This is a genomic window from Streptomyces sp. B8-7 (assembly GCF_058833805.1).
This window is the reverse complement of record NZ_JBYRRL010000007.1, coordinates 64,347-81,852: the sequence shown is the minus strand read 5'-3', so window position 1 is coordinate 81,852 and position 17,506 is coordinate 64,347. Positions and strand designations below refer to the sequence as shown.

General features: G+C 73.8%; 13 protein-coding genes. 9 read left to right on the top strand and 4 right to left on the bottom strand.

Annotated elements, in window-relative coordinates:
- Positions 1 to 8 precede the first annotated feature (8 nt).
- From qcrB to AC5K6T_RS31160, 4 genes are all read right to left on the bottom strand, one after another.
- Entirely contained in the window at positions 9 to 1,787 is a 1,779-nt protein-coding gene (qcrB, locus tag AC5K6T_RS31175; RefSeq protein ID WP_493214374.1) for a cytochrome bc1 complex cytochrome b subunit, read from the bottom strand.
- A gap of 340 nt (positions 1,788 to 2,127) precedes the next feature.
- A complete protein-coding gene (locus tag AC5K6T_RS31170; RefSeq protein WP_493214373.1) occupies positions 2,128 to 3,651 on the bottom strand; it encodes an FAD-dependent oxidoreductase in 1,524 nt (507 codons plus the stop codon).
- Between the two features lie 216 nt (positions 3,652 to 3,867).
- Complete coding sequence (locus AC5K6T_RS31165) at positions 3,868 to 5,304, bottom strand: nitrosuccinate lyase (protein WP_493214372.1); 1,437 nt, start codon at positions 5,302 to 5,304, stop codon at positions 3,868 to 3,870.
- Positions 5,301 to 7,478 carry an FAD/NAD(P)-binding protein gene (locus AC5K6T_RS31160; RefSeq protein WP_493214397.1) on the bottom strand — a complete coding sequence of 726 codons (2,178 nt, stop codon included), beginning with the start codon at positions 7,476 to 7,478 and terminating at the stop codon, positions 5,301 to 5,303. Before AC5K6T_RS31160 ends, AC5K6T_RS31165 begins: the two co-directional genes overlap by 4 nt.
- 532 nt (positions 7,479 to 8,010) lie before the next feature.
- Between AC5K6T_RS31160 and AC5K6T_RS31155 the strand changes: the two genes are divergently transcribed.
- From AC5K6T_RS31155 to AC5K6T_RS31115, 9 genes are all read left to right on the top strand, one after another.
- Positions 8,011 to 8,640, top strand: coding sequence for a hypothetical protein (locus tag AC5K6T_RS31155; protein WP_493214371.1), 630 nt, complete (start codon positions 8,011 to 8,013; stop codon positions 8,638 to 8,640).
- Positions 8,637 to 8,822 carry a MerR family transcriptional regulator gene (locus AC5K6T_RS31150; protein WP_493214370.1) on the top strand — a complete coding sequence of 62 codons (186 nt, stop codon included), beginning with the start codon at positions 8,637 to 8,639 and terminating at the stop codon, positions 8,820 to 8,822. The genes AC5K6T_RS31155 and AC5K6T_RS31150 overlap by 4 nt, the downstream gene beginning before the upstream one ends.
- A 644-nt stretch (positions 8,823 to 9,466) precedes the next feature.
- Complete coding sequence (mvk, locus tag AC5K6T_RS31145) at positions 9,467 to 10,477, top strand: mevalonate kinase (RefSeq protein WP_493214369.1); 1,011 nt, start codon at positions 9,467 to 9,469, stop codon at positions 10,475 to 10,477.
- On the top strand, positions 10,467 to 11,546 hold the full coding sequence (gene mvaD, locus AC5K6T_RS31140) for a diphosphomevalonate decarboxylase (protein WP_493214368.1): 1,080 nt from the start codon (positions 10,467 to 10,469) through the stop codon (positions 11,544 to 11,546). Before mvk ends, mvaD begins: the two co-directional genes overlap by 11 nt.
- Positions 11,547 to 11,551: 5 nt before the next feature.
- Entirely contained in the window at positions 11,552 to 12,811 is a 1,260-nt protein-coding gene (locus AC5K6T_RS31135; RefSeq protein ID WP_493214367.1) for a phosphomevalonate kinase, read from the top strand.
- The gene (gene fni / locus AC5K6T_RS31130) at positions 12,808 to 13,902 is read left to right on the top strand and encodes a type 2 isopentenyl-diphosphate Delta-isomerase (RefSeq protein ID WP_493214366.1); all 1,095 of its coding nucleotides are present in this window, start codon (positions 12,808 to 12,810) and stop codon (positions 13,900 to 13,902) included. The genes AC5K6T_RS31135 and fni overlap by 4 nt, the downstream gene beginning before the upstream one ends.
- Positions 13,899 to 14,960 carry a hydroxymethylglutaryl-CoA reductase gene (locus AC5K6T_RS31125; RefSeq protein WP_493214365.1) on the top strand — a complete coding sequence of 354 codons (1,062 nt, stop codon included), beginning with the start codon at positions 13,899 to 13,901 and terminating at the stop codon, positions 14,958 to 14,960. The genes fni and AC5K6T_RS31125 overlap by 4 nt, the downstream gene beginning before the upstream one ends.
- A gap of 3 nt (positions 14,961 to 14,963) precedes the next feature.
- Positions 14,964 to 16,139, top strand: a complete 1,176-nt coding sequence (locus AC5K6T_RS31120) for a hydroxymethylglutaryl-CoA synthase (RefSeq protein WP_493214364.1) — start codon at positions 14,964 to 14,966, stop codon at positions 16,137 to 16,139.
- Positions 16,140 to 16,450: 311 nt separating this feature from the next.
- On the top strand, positions 16,451 to 17,440 hold the full coding sequence (locus AC5K6T_RS31115; RefSeq protein WP_493214363.1) for a 3-oxoacyl-ACP synthase III family protein: 990 nt from the start codon (positions 16,451 to 16,453) through the stop codon (positions 17,438 to 17,440).
- The last annotated feature ends 66 nt before the right edge of the window (positions 17,441 to 17,506 follow it).

Sequence of the window (17,506 nt, the reverse complement as noted above, 5' to 3'; positions counted from 1 at the left end):
CCGCCGGGTCAGTGCCGTTCGGGGTCCTGCTCCCCGCTCTCGGCGGCGGCCGGTGCGCCGGCGGTCACCTTGTGGCCGTCGGCCGGACCGTGGCCGCCCAGCGCCCGGTGGCCGTTGGACGAGGCGTGGCCGCCCGGCGCACCGTGGCCGTTGGACGAGGCGTGCTCGAAGTGCTCCAGGGCCTCGCGCATCTCCTGGACCGTCGGCTTCTCGATCTGGTTGCCGTACAGCCAGCGGCTGAGCCTGTGGCGCAGGACCTGCTTGCGCGCCCTGGGGTTGGGCACGCCGTCGCTCTCGGTCCGGGGTGCGGGCAGCGGCCGGTAGGCCTCGCGGGACAGCAGCGCGTACTCGGTGCCGCGGTCCAGGCGCTCGTGCACCTCGATGAACTCGCCGTGCGGCAGCCTGCGGATCCTGCCGGTCTCGCGGCCGTGCAGCAGCTTGTCCCGCTCGCGCCGCTGCAGGGCCAGACAGATCCGCCGGGTGATGACGTACGTCAGTGCCGGGACCACGAAGACGCCGATGCGGACCGCCCAGGTGATGGAGTTCAGCGACAGACTGAAGCGTTCGGCGAGGACGTCGTTGGCGCCGCCGAAGAACAGCACCAGGTACAGGGCCACGAAGGAGATGCCGAACGCGGTGCGGGTGGGGTGGTCGCGCGGCCGGTCGAGCAGGTGGCGCTCGGACCGGTCACCGGTGACCCAGGCCTCCAGGAACGGCCACGCGCCGAACACGACGATCATCACGGTGGGCAGGATGACGGCCGGGATGACCACGCCGAGGTTGACGGTGTAGCCGCCCCAGACGGTGAACTCCCACGGCGGCATGGCGCGCAGGGCGCCTTCGAGGAAGCCCATGTACCAGTCGGGCTGGGAGCCCTGGGAGATCTGGTCGGCCCGGTAGGGCCCGTACCGCCACACGGGGTTGATCTGTGCGATGCCCGCGAGCAGCGTGAGGGTGCCGGTGACGAGGAAGAAGAAGCCGCCGGCCTTGGCCGTGTAGTGCGGGAAGAGGGGCTGGCCGATGACGTTCTGCTCGGTGCGGGCCGGACCCCGGAACTGGGTGTGCTTGTGGTAGAAGACCAGGATCAGGTGCACCGACAGCAGGATGAAGATCAGGGCCGGCAGCAGCAGGATGTGCACCGGGTAGAGACGGGTCACGATGTCCGTGCCGGGGAACTCGCTGCCGAACATGAACATGTGCGCGTACGTGCCGACCAGCGGGATGGCCAGCGTGATGCCCGAGGCGATGCGCAGGCCGGTGCCGGAGAGCAGGTCGTCGGGGAGCGAGTACCCGAAGAAGCCTTCGAGGGTCACCAGGATCAGCATCACGAAGCCGATGACCCAGTTGAGCTCGCGCGGCTTGCGGAACGAGCCGGTCAGGAAGTGCCGCAGGGTGTGCAGGCACAGCGCGCCGATCATGACGAGCGCGGACCAGTGGTGCAGCTGGCGGATCAGCAGGCCGCCGCGCACCTCGTAGCTGATGTCCACCGTCGAGGCGAACGCCTGCGACATGCGGATGCCCTGCAGCGGCTCGTACGAGCCGTTGTAGACGGTCTCCGACATGCTCGGGTCGAAGAAGAAGGTGAGCCAGGTCCCGGTGAGCAGCAGCATCACGAAGCTGTAGAGCGCGATCTCACCGAACATGAAGGACCAGTGCTCGGGGAACACCTTCCGGACCAGGAACCGGAAGTGGTAAAGCCCCAGCCGTCCGTCCGCCCAGTCCGCGAGGCGCTCGCCCTTCGGCGCCTCGGTGCGCGTACCTGACGGCGCCGTTTCGGTCGTGCTCATACCCGGACGCCCTCCCCTCGCCGCATGGCCGTCACAGGCACACCCTTTCCGTTCGTCCGGCGCCCGGAGTGGGGGGTGGCCTGCCGCGGCGCAAGCGGGCCGGTGCCCTGGAGCTGCTGGAACGCTATCGACGCGCGGCGCGGCCCGACAACCGCATTCGAGCCTAAGGCGCCTAAGACCAGACGTAACTTGAGTGATTCTTGAGTGAGTTGTGAGGTGGCGGGGCTCATGTCGTCCTTCTTCGGGCTCAACTGGGCCGGGACTGCAGGCTTGTTGTCTGCCCGCCGTAACCACAGGTCACTCAAGTTGGCGCCCGTAGAGGCCAGTTGATGTACTCCTGTCATAGGGGAAGGGTATTGCTGCGCTCGGTCCGGCCTGCGGCCGGGTACGGGCTTGCGGCGGCCTTCCCGGGCGAGCCGGCCTCGCGGGCGAGCCGGCGGCGGCGCGGTGCGCCGGGGCCGTGCGTGGAACTGGGCGGGGCCGGCGGGGCCGGCCTGCGGCGGGGGCGCAGTGCGGCGCGCAGGACGGCCGGGCGCAGTGCCGCGACGGGCGGGGCGGCGCCCTGGAGCAGCTCGACGAGAAGGGTCGCGGCGTGCTGGTCGGCGGTGGCGGCGGCCGCCACGCGGGCGGTGTAGCGCCGGCCGGTCCGGGCCCGCAGGCCGGCCAGCGGGTCGCCGCGGCCGTCCGCCGCGGTGAGGTTGTGGGTGCTCAGCCGCCAGGCGGGGGTCAGCCGGTGGGCGAGGGCGCGGCGCAGCCGGTGGCCGAGGCCGACGGGGGTGCCGTGGGAGGCGAGCAGGTGGCCGAGGACGAGGGCGCAGTCCACCGCGGTGGTCATGCCCTGCCCGTGGACGGGGTCGAGGGCGGTGAGGGCGTCGCCGACGGCGAGGAACTGGTCGGGCCAGCGGCGCAGTTCCTCGTAGTGGCGCCAGCGGTTCTCGGTGCGGCCGCAGGAGTAGACGGGGCCGAGCGGGGTGGCGGACTCGATGAGCTCGCGGAGCAGGGGGTGGCCGAGGCCGGCGGCGGCGCGTACGAGGCTGTCGTGGTCGGCGGGCGGGGGGCCGCCGTCGGCGGAGGCCAGGGTCACCGACCAGCGGCCTCCTTCGACGGGGTGGAGCACGCCGTGGCCGGGCTGGGCGTCGGAGGCGGTGATCAGCACGCTCTTCCAGTCGGCGAAGTGGCCGACGGGCGGGGTGAGCAGGGCGGTGGCGTACGTGGTCCGGGAGGCGGCCACGCTCTCCCTGGGGGGCTGGTAGCCGAGGTCGGCGAGCCACCGGGGGGCGCGTGAGTCGCGGCCGGTGGCGTCCACCACGAAGTCGGCCGAGATCAGGCGGCGGGTGGTCCATCCGTCGGGCGCCCCGCGGTCCCGGGCGCGCACCCAGACGCCGGTGACGGTGTCCTGGGGGCCGGGCTGGAGGGAGAGGGCCTCGTGCCCGGGTAAGAAGGTGACCGCGGGGTCGGCGCGCAGCCGGTCGCGTATCACGGTGTCGATGAGGTCGCGGCCGGCGCTGAGCACCGACAGGCCGGAGTCGAAGCGGGGCAGCCAGCCGGCGGGGCCGTACAGCAGGGTGTCCAGAGGCATGCGGATGTGGTCGGCGCCGGCGCGGGTGAGGTCCTCGGTGATGCCGGGGAACAGCTGTTCCAGGCCGTGCCGGGCGGGTTGCGCGAGGGTGTGGGTGTGGCGTGCCTGGGGCACGCCGCGGCGCCGCCCGACACCGGTGGGCACCCAGTCGCGTTCGATGACGGTGACCCGGTCCATGAGGCCGGCCAGCGCTCGGGCCGCGGTGAGACCGGCGATGCTCGAACCGATGACCACGGCGTGGCCGTGGCCCCCCGTCCCCTGGCGTACACGTGCGTCCAGACTCAACTCGCCTGCCCTCCCCGTGTGTTGTGATTGCATCATGCGGGGCCCGGACTCCGTTGGGGCGTGTTTCGCGCCGTCGGGGGCGGAGGTTCGAGCCATCCTCCAGGGCGGTGCGAGACGGGCTTGAGCGAGCCCGCCGCCGGGGCGTGGTGCGCCCCGGGCGGCGGTGGTGCCCCGCCACGGGCCGGCGACGGCGCGGGTGCCGCGGCGGGCCCGCGGTCAGGGCGCGGGTGTCCGGGCCTCGTCGGCCGCGGACAGGGCCCGGTCGACCAGGGCGCCGGCGGCGCCGGTGTAGGCGGCCGGGTCGAGGAGGGCGGCGGCTTCGGCGCGGGTGAGGATGCCGGCGAGCTGGGGCAGTTCGGCGAGGGTGTCGGCGAGGGGCCGTCCGGTGCCGGCGGCGATCAGCGAGGCCTGGGTGACGAGTTCCCTGGCCGCGCTCTTGCCGATGCGCGGGGCGAGGACGGCCGAGACGCGTTCGGAGACGAGCAGGCCGCCGGTCGCGTCCAGGTTGGCGCGCATGCGGGCGGGGTGGACGGTCAGGCCCCGGGCGAGTTCGACGGCCGTGTGGGCGGCGCCGCCGGTGAGCCGCAGGGCCTCGCGCAGCGGCTGCCACTCGGCGTGCCAGACCCCGGCGGAGCGTTCGTCCTCGGCGGGCAGGCACTGGGTGAGGACGGCGGCCAGGGCGGGCACCTGGAGCGCGGCGGAGCGGATCAGGGTGGCGAGCACCGGGTTGCGCTTGTGCGGCATCGCCGAGGAGGCGCCCCGTCCGGCGACCGAGGGTTCGGTCAGTTCCCCGACCTCGGTGCGGGTCAGCACCAGCACGTCGGCGGCGATCTTGCCGAGTGCTCCGGCGGTGTGGGCGAGGGCGGCGGCCAGGTCGGCGACGGGGGTGCGCAGGGCGTGCCAGGGCAGCACGGGGTCGGTGAGGCCGGTCTCGGCGGCGAAGGCGGCGCCGAGTTCGCCCAGCACCCTGGCCGGGTCGCGGTCCTCGCCGGCGTACTGGAGGTAGCCGGCGAGGGTGCCGGCCGCGCCGCCGAGGGACACCGGGAGGCTGTCGTGGACGCGTTCGAGGCGCTCGGCGGCGTCCAGGACGAGCCGGTGCCAGCCGGCCGCCTTGAGCCCGAAGGTGGTGGGCACGGCGTGCAGGGCGAGGGTGCGGCCGGCCATCGGGGTGTCCCGGTGGGCGCCGGCGAGGCCGGCGAGCGCGTCGGCGACGGCCCGCAGGTCGGCGAGGGTCAGGCGCAGGGCCCGCTGGGCGACCAGCATGGCGCCGGTGTCGAAGACGTCCTGGCTGGTCGAGCCGCGGTGGACGTACTCGGCGGCCTGCGGGGCGCGGGCGGCGACCACCGCGGTGAGCGCCTTGACCAGGCCCACGACCGGGTTCGCGGTCTCCCGTGCGGCCAGGGCGAGTTCGCGGACGTCGAGCAGGTCCGCGCGGGCGGCGGCGGTGATGGCCTCGGCGGCCTGTGCGGGCACCGTACCGCAGCGGGCCTGGGCACGGGCGAGTCCGGCTTCCGCGTCGAGCATCGCCTGGAGCCATGCGCGGTCGCCGACGGCCGCCTCGACGGGGGTGCCGGCCCGCACCGGTGAGAGCAGTCCGGCGTCCAGGTGGGCGGGCACGGCGACGGGCTGCGGGGGGTCGTGCGGGGACGTCATACGTCTGCCTCGGTGCTCGGGGGCGTGTTCGCCGCGGCGGTGACCAGCCGGTGGGGGCCGGCCTGAGGTCCGGGGGGCGTGGCGGGTACGGGCGCCGCCGCGGGTGCGCGCGGGGCGGGCGCCGGCGCGGCGGGGGCGGGCGCCGCAGCGGGGATCGCGAGGACCGCCGCCGCGATGGCGTCGGAGTCCTCCAGCGTGACCGAGCCGACGCCGGGCCGGATGCCCGCGGCGGTCACCCAGTGCACGGACTCGGTGGGGACGCCGTAGGCGAAGCGCCGGGGGTGCGGCACACCCCGCGCGTCGATCAGGTGGTAGGGCCGTTCGGACACGGCGAGGCCGCCGGTCTCGTAGCCGGTGCCGTCCGCGCCGGGGATGCGGTGGGGGCGGCACTGGCCGGTGCGCAGCATCCGGCGCATCAGCGGGTCCGCGGTGCGCCGCAGGTCGATCTCGGGCAGACGCGCCTCGATCAGGACCGTGGCCCGGATCCGTACGCCCGGTATCCCGCGCGAGGTGGCGACGAAGCAGGGGCCGAGCGGGTCGTGCGGGTTCACGCCGACGCCCAGGCCGGGGCCGGTCACCTCCAGGACGCCCGCTTCGATGAGCGCGGTCATCTCCTCGATGCGGGAGGCGGGCGGGCCGATGGACAGGTAGGCGTTGAGCGGGGTGTACCAGCGGTCGAGGTGGTCGCGGTGCGAGGCGGCGGCCAGGCCGGCGTGGTCGACGGCGAGCCGCAGTTCGTTGCGCAGGTCGCGCAGGACGTCGAGGGCGGCCTTGACCGGACCGCTGACGTTGCCCTGGCGGGCCAGGCGGACGTCCTCCCGGAGATGGCCGAGCAGCCACCGTCGGAAGCCGGGCAGGTCGTTGAAGACGCGGTCGCCGTACGGGCGGGCGATGCGCTCCCAGTCCCAGCGCCGGTCCGCGCCGATGCCGGCCTCGTCCAGGAGGGCGGTCTCGGCGGGACCGGGCTCGGCGTGCAGGTACCGCTCGGTGAAGTCCTCGCGCACGGAGGCGGGCTCGCCGCGGGCCGCGAGCAGGGCCGCGTAGTAGACCGCGCACACCTCCTTGGAGATCAGCGGCCACAGGTCGGCGGCGAAGTCGACGGCGCCGCCGCGGATGTCCCGGGCGCGCAGGCCGGCGATGTACCCGGCGGTGAGCAGCCGCGGGTGGTGGCGGCCGTGGGCGCCCTTCTCGTTCTCGCCGCGGGCCTGGTACGGCACACCGCGCCGGGAGCCGGCGAACAGACGCGGTTCGCGGCCCGAGGGCCGGTACACCAGACGCCCGTCGACCCGGGCGTAGGTGCCGCCGCGGCCCTGGGTGAACAGCGCCATGTAGTCGAAGAAGTTCAGTCCGAGTCCGCGCAGCAGCACGCTCTCGCCGGGGCCGACGGAGGTGAGGTCGACGTCGGCCGGGTTGGCGGGCGGGTGGTAGGTCAGGGTGTGCCGGTCGGCGAAGGCGGCCAGGTCCCGCTCGGTGTCGGAGAGCTCGGCGGGCACGTGGCCCTGCGCCAGCACGACCGCGGACAGGCCGGTGAGCCGGGTGCCGTCCTCCAGGGTGACGGTCTGCGCACCGCGCCGTCCGGCCGCGGGGTCGGCGTCCTCCAGGGCGACGGCCCGTACCGGGTGGGTGTGCACCGTGACGTGCGCTGCGGCGTTCTCGACCACCTGCTGGAACGCCCAGGTCAGGTAGCAGCCGTAGAGCGCGCGGGTGGGGTAGGAGTCGGGGCCCAGGCGGCGTGCCTCGGCCAGGACGTCGTCGTGGCCGGCGTGCGGGCCGATGCCGTCCAGGGATCCGGACTCCAGGGTCTTGGCCCACTCGTGCAGGCTGGGGCCCTCCTCCAGCGGGCCGTCGATACGGACGCTGGCGTCGGTGTAGACCGTCACCTGGGAGGCGACGGTGTTCATCAGCAGGTGCCGGGACTGCGTGGGGCGCCACACGCGTCCCGAGCCCGGCGGGTCGGGGTCGACGACATGCACCGTGACGGCCTGCCAGCGGGGCGACTTCCGTTCCTGCGCGCAGAGCCTCTCCAGTACGGACAGGCCGCGGGGACCGGCTCCCACGAGGCACACCGTCAGGTGTGCGGAGTCGGTGCCACCGGCCGGCAGGGCGGATTCCCGGGAGTCAGGGTGGCCGGGTGAAGCCGGGTCACCCGGGGGGAACTGATCGGCCGCCGTCATGAGCGGCCCTGCGGTGAGTTCGACGCTTTCTGTGCGTTCGCCACCGTACGTACCGTCCACAGTGCCTCCTTCCTCCGCCACCGTGGGTGCAGCACCTCAACCAAGACTCGGTTTCGGGTGGAAGGCCGCTTGAGGGTCGGGCGGCGAGTGCCGGAAAAGACGGTGGGCTGCCGGAACTTTGCCGCTCAGGAGCCTCTGTGCCACTGGGTGACCGGTCCCGGGGCCGTCACCGACTTCCCCCGGCTTCCCCCGGCTTCCCCCGGCTTCCCGGGCTTCCCCCCGGCTTCCCCCAACGAGCCCCGAACGATGCTGTATCGGCGCTCAAGTGACTGCTCGGTATGTTCTTGAACGGACTTCTCGCGGGTCTCGTGCGGCCTTACCGGACCAGGGCACCGGTGAGGAATGCGGAGTTCCCGTAAAAACCATCGGCCGAGCTGAGAAACACCACCGAGCCAACTGTTCTCATCGACACGGGAATTCCATGCGATTCACAGCGGGTTGCGCGGGCGAGCCGCCTCATGAAGGAGCTCCGATGAAGGTTCACCCCTGCCCCAGAAGCCACAGCCAGGACATCTGCTCCGCGACGGGTCCGGACCTCTGCGCTTCCTGCGTCAAGGAAGTGGAACACCACCTGCGTGTCCTCCCCGGCCTCCACCAGGAGTGCCTGCACCGCGCGACATCGATGCCGAGGTGGACCAACCCCACCAGGGTGTCGGGCAGCCGCACGCGGGACCATCTGGATGTGTCGGCGCTGGACGCCCGGCTGAACATCCTGAGCATTCTCGAGTCGTGGGCGCACCTGGTGGCGGAAAGGCGGGGTACGGCCGTTCCGCCCCGCTCCGTGCCGCATCTGACGCTCTTTCTGACCCGGCATCTGCACTGGCTGGCCGAACAGCCGCCGGCCACGGACTTCGCCCGTGAGATCGAGGATCTCGTCGGTGAACTGCGGCAGGTGGTCGACCCCGAACCGAGCACACTCCACACCCTCATCAGGAAATGCGTCGTCGACAACTGCGCCGGAACCATCAGCGCCTCCCCGAGAGGCGGCCGGACCGCGGGAGCCGGCCGCCTCGGATGTTCCTCGGGCCATTCCTGGGAAGTCCGCGAGTGGCTCGGGCTCGGAGAACTCATGAAACACCAGCGAGAAGGAGCCGACGCATGATCAGGCCGCCGCGCCACCGGCTCGTCGACACCAAGGTGGCCGCACTCGCCGTCGGTGTGTCCGAGGCGACCATCCGCAAGTGGGTGAGCCGCGGGAAGATCACCCGCTACGGCGCGCCGCACTGCCGTTCGGCGTTCGACATCGAGGAGCTGACGGCGATCGCGCTGCGCCGTCGCCACTGAGCACGGCCGGCGAACACGGCCGCCCGGGAGCCGTACGGGCGTACGGCCGTACGGGCCCGGGGCGTGCGGCCTCGCCCCTGCCCCTGCCCCTGCCCCTGCCCGTGTCCGTGTCCGTGTCCGTCCGTGTCGTCTCGTTCGCCGCCGCGTCCCTGTCTCGTTCCCCGTCTCGTTCCCCGTCCCGTTCGCCGCCGCGCCCCTGTCCCGTTCGCCGTCCCGTTCCCCGTCTCGTCCCCGCCTCTCCTCGTCGTCCCGGGGCCGGTCCACCGTGTGCTCGGTGGGCCGGCCCCGCCGCGTTGGAGCGGGTCCGCCCAGCTCAGGGCGCGGGAGTGACCCAGGTCACGTTCACCGGGGTTGGCGCGGAGGCCTCCCCGTGTCACTATCGAGCGACGTCCAGCCTGCCCGAAATCCGACGGAGGGCGGCAGACGACGTGTCGTACCCGCCGGTCCGAGAGCGACGGACCAGGCCCGAAGGGCGTACGGCACCAGCCTCCTACCGCATCTGAGCACCCGCACCGCGCGCGGGTGCTCTTCGTCATGCCCGGGAGCGGTACGGGGACTCTTCGTCATGCCCGAAGCGGTCCGGCAGGGCCCGCGGTCCCGGAGACCACGCGAACCCATCGAAGACAAAAGGGGAGCTGAGTGCGTTGACTCTACCGACCTCAGTGGAGGGGGTATCAGAAAGCCGCCGGGCCCGAGCGGTCGGCATCGGGCGCGCTCACGCCAAGGCCATCCTGCTGGGGGAGCACGCGGTCGTCTACGGAGCCCCGGCACTCGCTCTTCCGATCCCCCAGCTCACGGTGACGGCGAGCGCCGGCCGGTCCGCGCACGCCTCCGGCGACAAGGGCGACGACCTGTCGTACACGATGACCGGCTCCCCCTCGCGGGCGCTGGTGACGCAGGCCTCCGACAGCCTGCGCCGACTGGTCGGCGCGTTCAGGGAGACCCTGGGCGTGACCGGCGGGCCGCATCTCGACGTGGTCCTCGACGGCGGGGTCCCGCCCGGCCGGGGCCTCGGCTCCAGCGCGGCGACCTCGCGCGCGATCGTCCTCGCGCTGGCCGACCTCTTCGGGCGCGAACTGTCCGAGGACACCGCGTTCGAGCTGGTGCAGACGGCCGAGAACATGGCGCACGGGCGGGCCAGCGGCGTCGACGCCCGGGCCGTCGGCGCGCCCGGCCCGCTGCGCTTCCAGGCGGGCGAGGTGCGAGAGCTGCGCACCGGCTGCGACGGCCTGTTCCTCGTCGCCGACAGCGGCACCGCGGGCAGCACCAAGGAGGCCGTGGAACTGCTGCGGGACGGCTTCGAGGGACGCGCCGGGACGCGGGAGGCGTTCGTGGGGCGGGCGACGGAACTGACCGAGGCGGCCGAGGAGGCCCTGGCCGCCGGGCGGACCGGGGAGCTCGGCGCACGGCTCGTCGACTACCACGAGCTGATGCGGGAGGCCGGGCTGAGCACCGACCGCATCGACGCCATGGTCGGGGCCGCCCTGGACGCGGGCGGCCTCGGCGCCAAGATCACCGGCGGCGGGCTCGGCGGCTGCGTGATCGCACTGACCCAGCCGGAGCGGGCCCGGGAGGTCACCCGGCACCTGCACGAGGCCGGCGCCGTACAGACGTGGGCCGTACCGCTGAAGGGGCTCGACACACATGCGTCATGACCACCCGACCACCGTGGAGCGGCCGCGCGGACAGGACACCGCGGCCGCGGCCGGCCGAACCGTCCGGCGCACCGCCACCGCGGTCGCGCACCCGAACATCGCCCTCATCAAGTACTGGGGGAAGCGCGACGAGGTGCTCTTCCTGCCGCGCACGCCCAGTCTGTCGATGACGCTGGACATCTTCCCCACCACCACCCGCGTCGGCCTCGCCGCCGGGGCCGGGCCGGACGAGGTGACGTTCAACGGCGTGCCGGCGGCCGGCGAGGCGCTGCGGCGCATCTCGGCGTTCCTGGACCTGGTGCGGGAACGCGCCGGAAGCCGTGAGCGGGCCGTCGTCGACACCCGCAACACCGTGCCCACCGGCGCCGGACTGGCCTCCTCCGCCAGCGGTTTCGCCGCACTGGCCGTCGCCGCCGCCGCCGCGTACGGCCTCGGCGACGACGCCACCGCCCTGTCCCGGCTGGCCCGGCGCGGATCCGGGTCGGCGACCCGCTCGCTGTTCGGCGGCTTCGCCGTCTGGCACAGCGGCACCGGCTCGGCCCGGGACGCCGACCTCAGCTCGTACGCGGAGCCGGTGCCCGCGGGCGACCTCGACCCGGCGCTGGTCATCGCCGTCGTCGACGCGGGCCCCAAGGCGGTCTCCAGCCGTACGGCCATGCGCCGGACCGTGGACACCTCGCCGCTGTACGAGCCGTGGGCCGCCTCCAGCCTGGAGGACCTGGCCGAGATGCGGGCGGCCCTGCTGCGCGGCGACCTGGAGGCGGTCGGCGAGATCGCCGAACGCAACGCGCTCGGCATGCACGCCACCATGCTGGCGGCGCGCCCCGCGGTGCGGTACCTGGCCCCGGCCACGCTGACCGTGCTCGACGGCGTGGTCCAGCTGCGCCGGGACGGGGTGGCCGCCTACGCGACGATGGACGCCGGCCCGAACGTGAAGGTGCTGTGCCACCGCGCGGACGCCGCGCGGGTGGCCGACGCGGTGCGGGCCGCCGCTCCCGGCGGGGATGTGCACATCGCCGGTCCGGGCCCGGCCGCCCGTCTGCTGCACACGGACGGACGGGCCGGATGAGCGGGATGAGCGGGACCCGCCGCAGGGACCGCGCAGAGGACGCGGCGGCGGCCCCGCGGACGGTGGTCCGGCACGCGCCCGGCAAGCTGTTCGTCGCGGGCGAGTACGCGGTGGTGGAGCCCGGCACCCCGGCGATCCTGGTCGCGGTGGACCGGTACATCACCGTCACGGTGTCCGCCCCGGGCGGGCGAACGGACCCGGGCCCCGGCGCGGCCCCGGCCACCGGCCCGGACCGGGGAACGGTCCCGGGCACGGGGGCGGGCGACGGCCGGGGCCCGGGCCCCGACGTCGTGATCTCCTCCGACCTCGGCCCGCGGCGGACGGGCTGGCGCCGGCACGAGGGGCGGCTCGTGGCGCTCGGCTCCGACGGCGAGGCCGGCGGCGGGCGGCAGACGCCCCGCGCGTCGGCCCACGTCGTCGCGGCGGTCGAGGTCGTGACCCGGCTGCTGGCCGAGCGCGGCCTGCCGGTGCCCGCCCTCGACATCCGCGTCACCAGCACCCTGCACGAGAACGGCCGCAAGTTCGGCCTGGGCTCCAGCGGGGCGGTGACCGTGGCGACCGTCGCGGCCGTGGCCTCGTACTGCGGGCTCGCCCCGTCGGCCGACACCACGTACCGGCTGGCCATGCTCGCCACGGCCGCACTGGACCCCAAGGGCTCCGGCGGCGACCTGGCCGCGAGCGCGTTCGGCGGCTGGCTGCTGTACCGGGCGCCCGACCGGGACTTCGTCCTGGACCTGGCCCGGCGGGTGGGCGTGGACCGGGCGCTCGCCGCGCCCTGGCCCGGCCACGAGGTGCGCCGGCTGCCGGCCCCCGCCGGACTGACGCTCCAGGTGGGCTGGACCGGGGAACCAGCCTCCACCGAGACGATGGTGTCCGGCCTGCACCGCCGCACCTGGCGCGGCAGCGACTCCCACCGCGGGTTCGTCCGTGCCAGCACCGACCTGGTGCACGCCTGCGCCGCAGCCCTGGAGGCCGGTGACCGGCAGGGCCTGCTGGACCAGATCGGCCGGGCCCGGCGGGAACTGGCCCGCCTGGACGACGAGGTCGGCCTCGGCGTCTTCACCCCCCGGCTGACCTCCCTGTGCGAGGCCGCCGAGGCCGTCGGCGGTGCGGCCAAGCCCTCGGGGGCGGGAGGCGGCGACTGCGGTATCGCCCTGCTGGACGCAGCGGCGTCAAGGGACATCGAGGAAGTACGGCGGCGGTGGGCCGCGGCCGGGGTGCTGCCCCTGCCCGTTCGTCCCGCCCTGGAAGGGATCGAGGAATGAGCGCTTCACGCAAGGACGACCACGTCCGGCTCGCCATGGAGCAGCACCAGGCGTCCCGCGCGGACAACCAGTTCGACGAGGTGTCGTTCGTCCACCACGCCCTGGCCGGCATCGACCGGCCGGACGTGTCGCTGGGCACGGCCTTCGCCGGCATCAGCTGGCAGGTGCCCCTCTACATCAACGCGATGACCGGCGGCAGCGAGAAGACCGGTGCCATCAACCGGGACCTCGCCACCGCCGCCCGGGAGACCGGTGTGCCCATCGCGTCGGGCTCCATGAACGCCTATCTCAAGGACCCCTCGTGCGCGGGCACCTTCCGTGTGCTGCGCGAGGAGAACCCGCACGGGTTCGTGATGGCGAACATCAACGCGACCACCACGGTCGACAACGCGCGGCGCGCCATCGACCTGATCGAGGCGGACGCGCTGCAGATCCACGTCAACACGGCGCAGGAGACGCCGATGCCGGAGGGCGACCGGTCGTTCGCCTCGTGGGGCCCGCAGATCGAGCGGATCGCGGCGGCCGTCGGCATCCCCGTGATCGTGAAGGAGGTCGGCAACGGGCTGAGCCGGCAGACCGTCCTGAAGCTCGCGGACCTGGGCGTGCGGGCGGCGGACCTCTCCGGCCGGGGCGGCACCGACTTCGCCCGAATCGAGAACGGCCGGCGCGACCTCGCCGACTACGCCTTCCTGCACGGCTGGGGCCAGTCCACCGCCGCCTGCCTGCTGGACGCGCAGGACACCGGCCTGCCCGTGCTGGCCTCCGGCGGCGTCCGCCACCCGCTGGACGTGGCCCGCGCGCTGGCACTCGGCGCCTCGGCGGCCGGCGCCTCGGCGGGCTTCCTGCACACCCTGCTCGACGGCGGTGTCTCCGCGCTGGTCGCGAAGATCACGGCCTGGCTCGACCAGCTGGCGGCCCTGCAGACCATGCTCGGCGCGCGCACGCCGGCCGACCTGACGCGCTGCGACCTCCTGGTCCACGGCGCGCTGCGCGAGTTCTGCGCCGACCGGGGCGTCGACACACGGCGACTGGCCCAGCGGTCCAGCTCCATCGACGCCCTGCACGAGATGACGACGGGAAGCACACGATGACCGAGACGCACGCGATCGCCGGGGTCCCGATGAGGTGGGTGGGACCCCTTCGTATTTCCGGGAACGTCGCCGAGACCGAGACGCACGTACCGCTCGCCACGTACGAGTCGCCGCTGTGGCCCTCGGTGGGCCGCGGCGCGAAGGTGTCCCGGCTGGCCGAGAAGGGCATCGTCGCCACCCTCGTCGACGAGCGGATGACCCGCTCGGTGATCGTCGAGGCGACCGACGCGCAGACCGCGTACACCGCGGCACGGACCATCCAGGCGCGCATCGAGGAGCTGCGCGAGGTGGTGCGCGGGTGCAGCCGCTTCGCCGAGCTGATCGCCGTCAGGCACGAGATCAACGCGAACCTGCTGTTCGTCCGGTTCGAGTTCACCACCGGCGACGCCTCCGGGCACAACATGGCGACGCTCGCGTCCGACGCGCTGCTCAAGCACCTCCTGGACACCGTCCCGGGCATCTCCTACGGCTCGATCTCCGGCAACTACTGCACGGACAAGAAGGCGACCGCCGTCAACGGCATCCTCGGCCGCGGCAAGAACGTCGTCGCCGAGCTGCTGGTGCCGCGGGACGTGATGACCGACGTGCTGCACACCACGGCCGCCAAGGTCGTCGAGCTGAACATCCGCAAGAACCTGCTCGGCACGCTGCTCGCCGGCGGCATCCGTTCCGCGAACGCCCACTTCGCGAACATGCTGCTCGGCTTCTACCTGGCCACCGGCCAGGACGCGGCCAACATCGTCGAGGGCTCCCAGGGCGTGGTGATGGCCGAGGACCGCGACGGCGACCTCTACTTCTCCTGCACCCTGCCGAACCTGATCGTCGGCACCGTGGGCAACGGCAAGGGGCTCGGCTTCGTCGAGACGAACCTGGCCCGGCTCGGCTGCAAGGCCGACCGCGCCCCCGGGGAGAACGCCCGCCGGCTCGCGGTGATCGCGGCGGCGACGGTGCTGTGCGGGGAGCTCTCGCTGCTCGCGGCCCAGACGAACCCCGGTGAGCTGATGCGCGCGCACGTCCAGCTGGAACGCGACAACAAGACTGCAAAGGTTGGTGTTTAGGGCATGGCCACCGAGTCCCCGATCGGGATCCACGATCTGTCGTTCGCGACCACCGAGTTCGTGCTGTCGCACGAGGCGCTGGCCGACCACAACGGCACCGAGATCGGCAAGTACCACGTCGGCATCGGCCAGCGGTCGATGAGCGTGCCCGCCGCCGACGAGGACATCGTCACGCTGGGCGCCGCCGCGGCCGCACCCGTCGTGGCCCGGCACGGCAGCGACCGGATCCGCACGGTGGTGTTCGCCACCGAGTCCTCCATCGACCAGGCGAAGGCCGCGGGTGTGTACGTGCACTCGCTGCTCGGACTGCCCTCGGCCTGCCGGGTCGTGGAGCTGAAGCAGGCCTGCTACGGGGCGACGGCCGCACTGCAGTTCGCCATCGGCCTGGTCCGCCGCGACCCCTCCCAGCAGGTCCTCGTGGTCGCCTCGGACGTGTCCAGGTACGCGCTGGAGAGCCCGGGCGAGGCCACCCAGGGCGCGGCCGCGGTGGCCATGCTGGTCTCCGCCGACCCGGCGCTGGTCCGCATCGAGGACCCCTCGGGCGTGTTCACCGCCGACGTCATGGACTTCTGGCGGCCGAACTACCTGTCCACCGCGCTGGTCGACGGACAGGAGTCCATCTCCGCCTACCTCCAGGCGGTGGAGGGCACCTGGAAGGACTACGGCGAGCAGGGCGGCCGCGCCCTGGAGGACTTCGCCGCGTTCTGCTACCACCAGCCGTTCACCAAGATGGCCTACAAGGCCCACCGCCACCTGCTGAACTACTGCGGCCGCGACACCGACAAGGACGTCATCGAGGCCGCGCTCGGGCAGACCACGGCGTACAACACGGTCGTCGGCAACAGCTACACCGCGTCGGTGTACCTGGGCCTGGCCGCCCTGCTGGACCAGGCGGACGACCTGACCGGCAAGGCCGTCGGCTTCCTCAGCTACGGCTCCGGCTCGGTCGCCGAGTTCTTCGCCGGCACGGTCGTCCCCGGCTACCGGGAGCACCTGCGCACCGAGGCCAACCGGCAGGCGGTCGATCGGCGCAGGCCCGTCGACTACGCCGGCTACCGCGAGCTGCACGAGCACTCCCTCCCGACCGACGGCGGCGACCGGTCCACCCCGGTGCAGACCACCGGCCCGTTCCGGCTCGCCGGGATCAGCGGCCACAAGCGGCTCTACGAGGCCCGCTGAGCGCTCCGCCGGAGGTGCCGCAAGACGACGTCGTCCGACCGCGGCGCCGTCCTGGCCGGCCGCGCGGTTCCCCGCCCCCTGCAGGGCACCGCCGCACCGCAGCGGACCCCGCCCGGCCTGCTCCGGGCTGCGGCCGGAGGGGGTTCACCGGCGGCCCTTCCGGCCGCGGCACCAGCCGCACACACCCGGCCGCGGGTGCGCGGCGGGGCCCCGCCCGGGGGGCCTGCCCCGCACCCCGCGGCCCCGCCGGGGGCCGGACCTCCGGCCGGCCCGCCGTACAGCGAACACAAGGTGAGAGGAGGGGCACGCTCATGAAGGACGGCTTGAAGGACATCAGGATCCTCGGTACGGGTGCCTACGTACCGGACCGGATCGTCTCCAACGACGAGGTCGGCGCGCCGGCCGGGGTCGACGGCGAGTGGATCACACGCAAGACCGCGATCCGGCAACGCCGCTGGGCCGCGCCCGGCCAGGCCACCTCGGACCTGGCGACGGCCGCCGGCCGGGCCGCGCTGCGCTCCGCGGGCATCACGCCCGAGCAGCTGTCGGTGATCGCGGTGGCCACCTCCACCCCGGACCGGCCGCAACCGCCCACGGCCGCCTACGTGCAGCGCAACCTCGGCGCGGCGGGCACGGCGGCGTTCGACGTCAACGCGGTCTGCTCCGGCACGGTGTTCGCACTGTCCGCGGTCGGCAGCACCCTGCTGCGCCGCGGCGGCTACGCCCTGGTGATCGGCGCGGACGTCTACTCGCGCATCCTGAACCCGGCCGACCGCAGAACGGTCGTGCTCTTCGGGGACGGCGCCGGTGCGATGGTCCTCGCCCCGACCACCGAGGGCACGCTGGTCCGGCACGTCGCCCTGCACACCTTCGGCGACCTGTCGGGCCTCATCGAGGTCCCCGGCGGCGGCAGCCGGCAGCCGATGGACGCGTCCGGACTGGAGGCGGGCCTGCAGTACTTCGCCATGGACGGGCGCGAGGTGCGCCGCTTCGTCACCGAGCAGCTGCCGCAGCTGGTCAAGGGCTTCCTGCACGAGGCCGGCGTGGAACCCGGCGACGTCCGCCACTTCGTGCCGCACCAGGCCAACGGGGTGATGCTGGACGCCGTCGTGCCCGACCTGGGCCTGCACCGGGCCGTCACGCACAAGACGCTCACGCACTACGGCAACACCGGTGCCGCCTCCATCCCGATCACCCTGGACGCGGCCGCCCGCCGGGGCGCCTTCCGCCGCGGCGAGCTGATCCTGCTGGCCGGCTTCGGCGGCGGCATGGCGGCGAGCTTCGCCCTCGTGGAGTGGTGAGAACGGGGTGGTGAGCGCCGGACGCCGCCCGCGGGGCGGGGCCGCCCGCCCCCTGCGGGCAGCCCC